The organism is Arthrobacter sp. MYb224 (assembly GCF_002975455.1).
Classification (GTDB): domain Bacteria; phylum Actinomycetota; class Actinomycetes; order Actinomycetales; family Micrococcaceae; genus Glutamicibacter.
Window position 1 is genome coordinate 598,147 of record NZ_PCPU01000002.1, and the last position, 6,983, is coordinate 605,129.

The window sequence follows — 6,983 nt, forward strand, 5'->3', positions numbered from 1 at the left end:
ATCCTAGCTGGCGGAGAAGCTACGCCAGCGGCTTCTTGCTCGTTTCGACGGAGAGTGCCACGGCAATCAGCGAGACCACCGCGGCGCCCATCAGGTACCAGCCCGGAGCCAAGACGCTGCCCGAGGAGGCGATGAGCAAGGTTGCGACGAAGGGCGCGGTACCGCCGAAGAGGGCATTGGAGAGGTTGAAGGAGACCGCGAACCCCGAGTAGCGTACGCGGGTCGGGAACATCTCGGCCAGGAAGCTGGGCAGGGTTCCGTCGTTCAGCGTCAGCATGGCGCCGAGCAGGACCTGGACCAGCAGGATCATGGCGAAGTTGCCGGACTCCAGCATCATGAACGCCGGAACCGTGAACAGCACGAACAGCACCGAAGCGGTGATCAGCACCCGGCGTCTGCCGAAGCGGTCCGAGAGCATGCCGGTGAGGAAGATGAATCCGATGTACGTGGCCAGGGCCACCGTCGTCGCGATATAGGCCGAGGTGCGGTCCAAGCCCAGCTCTTCGGACAGGTAGGTGGGCATGTAGCTGAGGATGACGTAGAAGCCCACGGCGTTGAGCAAGACCGCCCCGGAGGCCTGGAGAAGCTGGCGCCAGTGGTTGCGGAAGAGCGATGACACCGGAGTCTTGGAGGTATTCTCCTCCTTGGAGAGTTCCTGGAAGACGGGGGAGTCCTCGAGCTTGGTGCGGATGTAGCGGCCGATGAGGCCCATCGGCGCGGCGAGCAGGAACGGGATGCGCCACCCCCAGCTCTGCATCTGCGCCGGTTCCAGAAGTCCGGTGAGCAGGGCCGCCATCAGCGAACCGAGCAGCAGGCCCGCCGCGGTGCTTGCCGGCACCACCGCGGCATACAGGCCGCGGCGATTGGCTGGGGCGTATTCGACGAGGAACGCCGAGGCCCCGGCGTACTCCCCGGAGGCGGAGAAGCCTTGCACCAGGCGAAGCGCGAGCAGCAGCAAAGGTGCGCCGATGCCGATGCTGGCGTAGCCCGGCAGCAGTGCGATGGCGAAGGTCGCTCCGGACATCAACAGGATCGACCAGCTCAGTGCCTCGCGGCGCCCCACGCGGTCACCGATGTGGCCCCAGACGAAGCCACCCAGCGGGCGGACCAAAAATGAGATCGCGAACAGCCCGAAGGTCAGCAGCAATGCCGTTTGGGGAGCTGATTCGGGGAAGAATACCGCGGCAATGGTCACGGCGAGATATCCGTAGGCCGCGTAGTCGAACCACTCCACGAAATTTCCGATGAAGCTGGCGGCAACCACCTTGCGGCGGGTCTGCGGGTCAACGGAAGGTGATGCCGGGCCGTTATCGGCAGCGAGCGCGGCTGCTGCGCCCGGTGGGTTGTTGTTGCTCTGGGTCATGGGGAGATGCCTCTGCAAGGTGGCGGCGCCGGCCGCTTGGCTGCGATGCCGCGGGGATATCAGGTGGTGTCGGAACGCCGTTCGGAGCCCGATACTTGGCGCAGCGCCCGTGCATGCTGCGGGACTAGTGGTTAAGCGCCCGTGGTGTGGGGGTGGACCCCACACCACGGGTTTCGACTGCCGCTAGGCGTCGATGATGTTGTTCTCCGGTCCGAAACCGAACTTGGTGATGTTCTCGGCTCCGCCATCGCCGACAACCAGAATGTCGTGCTCGCGGTAGCCGCCGGCACCCGGCTCGCCGTCCATGACGGTGAGCATCGGTTCCATCGAGACAACCATGCCCGGCTCGAGCACCGTATCGATGTCCTCACGCAGCTCCAGGCCCGCTTCGCGGCCGTAGTAGTGCGAGAGTACGCCGAAGGAGTGGCCGTAGCCGAAGGTGCGGTTGGGCAGCAGGCCGTGGGAAATGTAGATCTCGTTCAGCTCCGCGGCGATGTCCTTGCAGACGGCTCCGGGCTTGATGAGCTCCAGTCCGCGCTTGTGCACCTCGACGTTGACGTTCCACAATTCCAGGGAGCGGGCATCCGGCTCGCCGAGGAACAGCGTGCGCTCCAGCGCGGTGTAGTAGCCGGAGGTCATCGGGAAGCAGTTCAGCGAGAGGATGTCCCCGCGCTCAAGCTTGCGGGTGGTGGCCCAGTTGTGGGCGCCGTCGGTGTTGATCCCGGACTGGAACCAGACCCAGGTATCGCGCACCTCGCGGTGCGGGAAGGTCTTGGCGATCTCGTGCACCATCGCTTCGGTGCCGATCAATGCTACTTCGTATTCGCTGATGCCTTCGCGGATGGCGGCCTTGATCGCTTCGCCGCCCAGATCGCCGATGCGCGCACCGTGCTTGATGACTTCGATTTCCTCTGCGGACTTGATCATGCGCTGGCGCATGGCATCCTGCGAAACATCCACCAGCGTGGCACCACTGAAGGTGTCGGCGATCTGCCGGCGGGTCAGCCCCGGCAGGGCGTCATCTTCCACGCCGATCCGGCTTGCCTTCACGCCGTCGCGCTTCAGTGCTTCCTGCAGGCCGTAGAAGAAGTTGTCGCGCTTCCAGTCGGTGTACACGATGTTCTCGCCGTAGCTGGTGCGCCAAGGCATGCCGGCATCGATGTTCGCCGTCACGGTGGTGGAGTTGTTCGCGGTGACCACCAACGCGTAGTTGCGGCCGAAGGTGGTGTACAGGAAGTCCGAATAGTACTTGATGCCGTGATAGCTGGTCAGGATGACCGCGTCCAGGGACTTTGCCGCCATGATTTGGCGCAGTCCGGCCAAGCGGAGCTCGAACTCCGTGTCCGAGAAGGTTAACTGCTGCTTGGTTCCGTTGTGCAGGGTCTTCAGGCGCGCCAGCTCGGAAACGTTGGTGGCAGTGTTTGCGGCGGTGGTCATGGTGTTGGCTCCTTGTAAGAAATGAAGTGTCAAGGTAGGCCGGCCCAATCAGATGGATTGCGAGGATTCATGGGAATCGCCGGAGAAGAGTTTACGAGTTGCAATGAACGCAACATCGTTGCAAGAAGACTATGTGTGTCTTGGGTCACTGTCAAGAAGTATTTTGGAGACCCTGCGGACCCAAGTAAAAGAATTCGTGTGACTTGGAATGATCAATGTTTGCAGGGGAATGGATGAAGGCCGCGAAGCTCAAAGTTTCGAGCTTCACGGCCTTCGTGGAGGTGTGGTTTGCGCAGCACTAGCCCTGCTCGCCGTCCTGCGGCACCTTCTTGCGGATGGCGCCCTCCCCGTCTGGATCCGGGACGAAGACCAGACCTGGATCCGGATTATTGATGTCCTTCTCCAGTTGCCTGATCGCCTTGTCTCGTTTGAGCAGCCGGCGGATCAAATTGATGATCATCAAGATGATCACGAAGGAGAAGGGGAAGGCGCCGATAATCGTTCCTGTTTGCACGGTATCGACCACCGCCGTTCCACCCATGGTCAACAGCACCGTCGTCACCGTAGCAACGGACAGCACCAAGACGACACGGAAGACCGGGCCGGATTTGTGCGGAGCCGAAACGAACTCGCTGAGCGCATAAATTCCGGAGTCCAACGAGGTGACGTAGTAGGTGGCAACCAGCACGGTGGCTACGACCAGCAAGACGGTTCCAACGATCGGTACCGAATCGAGCATCGCAAACAGGCCCGAGGAGGTATCGGCGGCCACGGCGTCGCTGATGCCGCGGTTGGATTGGTCGTCGTAGTAGATGGCGGCCGATCCGAGGATGGCTACCCAGACCATGACGATCAGCGATGGAATGATAGTCACGCCGAGAACAAATTCGCGAATGGTCCGCCCGCGCGAGATCCTGGCGATGAAGCCGGCCACAAATGGTGAGAATGCTATGACCCAGCACCAGATGAAGACCGTCCACCAGCCATTCCAGCTGTCCTTCCAGCTCTCCAAGGTGGTGGCAGCCAACCCCGAATCGGTCCAAAGGCTCATAGTCGCGAAGTTCGTGAAGAAACTGCCAAAGGTCTGGGACATATTAGAGACGATGAACAGCGATGGGCCGAAGATCAGTACCGCGGCGATCAAGGCGATGCTCAAAATTGAATTGAGCCCGCTGATCCGGGCCATGCCCTTATTGATTCCGACGATGGCGGAGATCGAGGTGATGCCCGCAAAGATCAGGATGACCATCAGCCACATCATTGGGGTGGCGCTCAGCCCGGTGAATGAGGTGAGGCCGGAGGAGAATTGCATGGCCGCAAAGCCGAAGGAGGTGGCCAAGCCGAGAACCGTCGCGATAATAGCCAGCAGCTCGATAACGACGCCCGCCCCGCGGCGCGACCAGCGCGGCAGGATGTCAACCGTCGCCTCGCGAAAAGTCAAGGTCTTGCCGAGGTTGTGATGCGAGTAAGCCAAACACACTGCAACGGCGCAATACATCGCCCAGGCCGTCAGGCCCCAGTGGAAGTAGGTCCAGACGATGGCTCCCTCCTGGGCGCCATTCGGACCGGAGGGGATGACCGGATTCTCGTCGCGCAGCATGATCGGTTCGGCAACAGACCAGAAGATCAGCCCGATACCCTGCCCGCAGGCGAAGAGCATCGAGTACCAGGCGAACTTGCTGTGTTGCGGTTTCGCTAGCGGCCCGCCAAGGCGGATCTTGCCCACGCGGCTCATCGACAGCCAGATGCAAACCACCACGGTGAACACGGAGTACAGGATGAACAGCCAGGTGAATTTTCCGGTCACGAAGGTACGCATTTCGGAAATCGCTGCGGAGGCGGACACTGGGTTGCCGAGCACCCAGATGATCACCGCAAGGATCAGCACCGGTGGGATTACACGGATCAGCAATCGATCTATGGGTGGAATATGCCGGCCCATGAATCGCGGAACCTCTACCTGTTCGCTCTCCTCCTCTCCTCGGCGCATGGCTTTGCCTGATTTTTTCCGGCCCTGGGACGTTGAATGATCCACCGACATACTATTTCGTCTCCAGGCTTGTGCCGCCGAGCAGCAATTCGTTCTCGAGGGCGTCGGCCACCTGTCTCGTGACGGTTTCGAAAAGCAGCCGCCCGCGCTCGGCGGTTGCTCCCTTAGCCGAAGAGAGGCAGCCGCTGTCCGGCGTCCGGGAGGGGTCTTCGGGAAAAATGTCGTAAGGGGTGAGCTTCGCCGGTGGATGGTCGACAACGCGATCCATGCTGACCAGTTCGGGGTGCAGCAGCAGCATTAGCGACGTTTCGAGGATGCCTCCATGTTCTATGTCCCAGCCGAGAAAACCGTCTGGAAAGACCTTGGACAGGGTCTCTTCGTCGACGAAGTCCCAGTAGGAAAGCAGCATAGCTCGGGCGGCGGATCCGCCGTTGCGGGTCCTGGCCACCGCATTGTCCAAACCCTCGTAGATGAATTGGTAGTTCTCAAAATGCCCATTGAGCACGACAACATTGTCGAACCCCTGGGCTATGAACGAACCGACAACATCTTCAACCATCTGGCTGAGCGTGCAGCCGCCGAGGCTGACGGTTCCCACGCGGTGGTTGCCGCCGCCGGAGCGCGGCTGTGATTTGTAGCCGTAGCAAAGTGCCGGAGCGACCAATGCTCCGGTTTTTTCTGCCACGGCGCCGGCGATGGTGCGTGAGAGCAGTGCATCGACGCCTAGCGGCATGTGGGGTCCGTGCTGTTCGGTGGCTCCGGCTGGAATGACAATGGTGGATCCGGGGCGGGCTAAGTGCTCCGCGTAGGTTTGGGCATCAAGCTCTTCGATGAATACTGAGTGCATGGAAATCTCCTGGCCCCAAGGGGGTGCCGAAGCGCCGCGGATGGGATTTGTTTTGGTTCGGAGTATGGTTGCAGTAAGCGCAACGCTGTTGCACTGCATCATTTCAGTGACTCAGGTCACAGTCAAGCCCTGGTGCGAAATAATTTGGCGCACCGGATGCACGTTGAATCCGTGGTGATTGCTAGCCCGGAGGTGCCGCGGGCGAGGAGCGTCTCTAGGTGCCAGGGCGCGCGGAGGTTGCCGATTGGCCTCCTGGATAGGTAGGTAGCCGTCGGCAAACATGGGCGAATGCGGCGAAATGGGAAAGTTGGCTGCGTTGGAAATTCCGCTGGAGGTCGCGCGTAGGGGTGAGCGTTCGGCGACGCATGGGGGTGGATCGGGGGAGCTACAGGACCGCGCGCACCGACGACTCAAAGTGCACGATGTGTTCCAACGCCAGTTCTTCGGCCGCATGAACGTCGCCGTCCAGAATGGCCTGGAGCAAATTGGCGTGTTCTGAAATGTGCTCATCCACCGTGGGTAATCGGTCAAGGGTCATGCACCAGATGCGTGTGGCCAGGTTGTCCAGTCGAATGAGGGTTTCTTCGAGGTGGTGATTGCCGGCCGCGCGATAGATCAGCCGGTGAACCTCCAGATCGTTCTCCATCAGCTCGCGGCGGGCATTGGTCGAGTTCAGTGCGCCGACCGCTCTGACGGTGTCCTCCATTTGGGCGCGGACGATCCCGCCGTGCAGGGCGGCGGCTTTTCCCGCCGCCAACGGCTCCAGCGCCTGGCGCACTTCGGTGATATCGGCCAGTTCGGTGATGTCAACGCGTGTGGCGAAGGTTCCGCGGCGCGAGTAGGACTGCACGAGGTGGTCGACTTCGAGGCGCTTGAGTGCCTCGCGCAGTGGCGTGCGCCCAATGCCTAGCTCTTCGACCAGCCGGGCTTCGTTGATGGGGTCGCCCGGGGCGATGTCCATCATGATGAGCCGATCGCGCAGCACCAGATAAGCGCGTTCGGCCATGGACTCTCCTCCGCTAATCAGCTGAGCTGTCATGGTCATCGTGTCCTCCGATTTCCCGGCGCCGTTGTGCCGAAATGCTATGCGTCAAAGAAATTCCAGCTAACCCATTGACCGGGGTGTGACTCCCATCATACAGTGAATTACAGATTGATATATCAGTTGTCGGCAATTCATACATTTAGGAATGGGCAATGACTCTAACTACCTCCCTCGCAGCGGATTCGCTGACCGAGGACCTCGGAACCCTGGACCCGGAGATTGCGCAGCGGATCGATGCCGAGCTCGCTCGTCAGCAGCGTGGTCTGGAGATGATCGCTTCGGAGAACCATACCGCGCAGGC

Annotated in this window: 5 protein-coding genes and 1 pseudogene; 1 reads left to right on the plus strand and 5 read right to left on the minus strand. The window is 61.0% G+C overall.

The genetic code is table 11. The features are described from left to right. Positions 1 to 19 precede the first annotated feature (19 nt). The 5 genes from CQ017_RS05915 to CQ017_RS05935 all read right to left on the minus strand — a co-directional run bounded on the left by CQ017_RS05915 (position 20) and on the right by CQ017_RS05935 (position 6,682). On the minus strand, positions 20 to 1,363 hold the full coding sequence (locus CQ017_RS05915) for an MFS transporter (RefSeq protein WP_105552955.1): 1,344 nt from the start codon (positions 1,361 to 1,363) through the stop codon (positions 20 to 22). Positions 1,364 to 1,546: 183 nt separating this feature from the next. Then, positions 1,547 to 2,800: an aminopeptidase P family protein gene (locus CQ017_RS05920; protein ID WP_105552956.1), complete on the minus strand. Its 1,254-nt coding sequence runs from the start codon at positions 2,798 to 2,800 to the stop codon at positions 1,547 to 1,549. Between the two features lie 298 nt (positions 2,801 to 3,098). After that, a complete protein-coding gene (locus CQ017_RS05925) occupies positions 3,099 to 4,790 on the minus strand; it encodes a BCCT family transporter (protein ID WP_105552996.1) in 1,692 nt (563 codons plus the stop codon). Between the two features lie 52 nt (positions 4,791 to 4,842). Then, complete coding sequence (locus CQ017_RS05930; protein ID WP_105552957.1) at positions 4,843 to 5,637, minus strand: creatininase; 795 nt, start codon at positions 5,635 to 5,637, stop codon at positions 4,843 to 4,845. A gap of 385 nt (positions 5,638 to 6,022) precedes the next feature. Next, positions 6,023 to 6,682, minus strand: coding sequence for a GntR family transcriptional regulator (locus CQ017_RS05935; protein WP_105552958.1), 660 nt, complete (start codon positions 6,680 to 6,682; stop codon positions 6,023 to 6,025). Between the two features lie 152 nt (positions 6,683 to 6,834). Here CQ017_RS05935 and CQ017_RS05940 point away from each other — a divergent pair. Then, positions 6,835 to 6,983, plus strand: a pseudogene (locus tag CQ017_RS05940) (serine hydroxymethyltransferase); the annotation flags it as partial.

Bases quoted from the DNA above. Each gene is read 5' to 3' on its own strand.
- CQ017_RS05920 (WP_105552956.1), bottom strand. From the start codon at position 2,800: ATGACCACCGCCGCAAACACTGCCACCAACGTTTCCGAGCTGGCGCGC.
- CQ017_RS05915 (WP_105552955.1), bottom strand. From the start codon at position 1,363: ATGACCCAGAGCAACAACAACCCACCGGGCGCAGCAGCCGCGCTCGCT.
- CQ017_RS05930 (WP_105552957.1), bottom strand. From the start codon at position 5,637: ATGCACTCAGTATTCATCGAAGAGCTTGATGCCCAAACCTACGCGGAG.
- CQ017_RS05935 (WP_105552958.1), bottom strand. From the start codon at position 6,682: ATGACCATGACAGCTCAGCTGATTAGCGGAGGAGAGTCCATGGCCGAA.
- CQ017_RS05925 (WP_105552996.1), bottom strand. From the start codon at position 4,790: ATGCGCCGAGGAGAGGAGGAGAGCGAACAGGTAGAGGTTCCGCGATTC.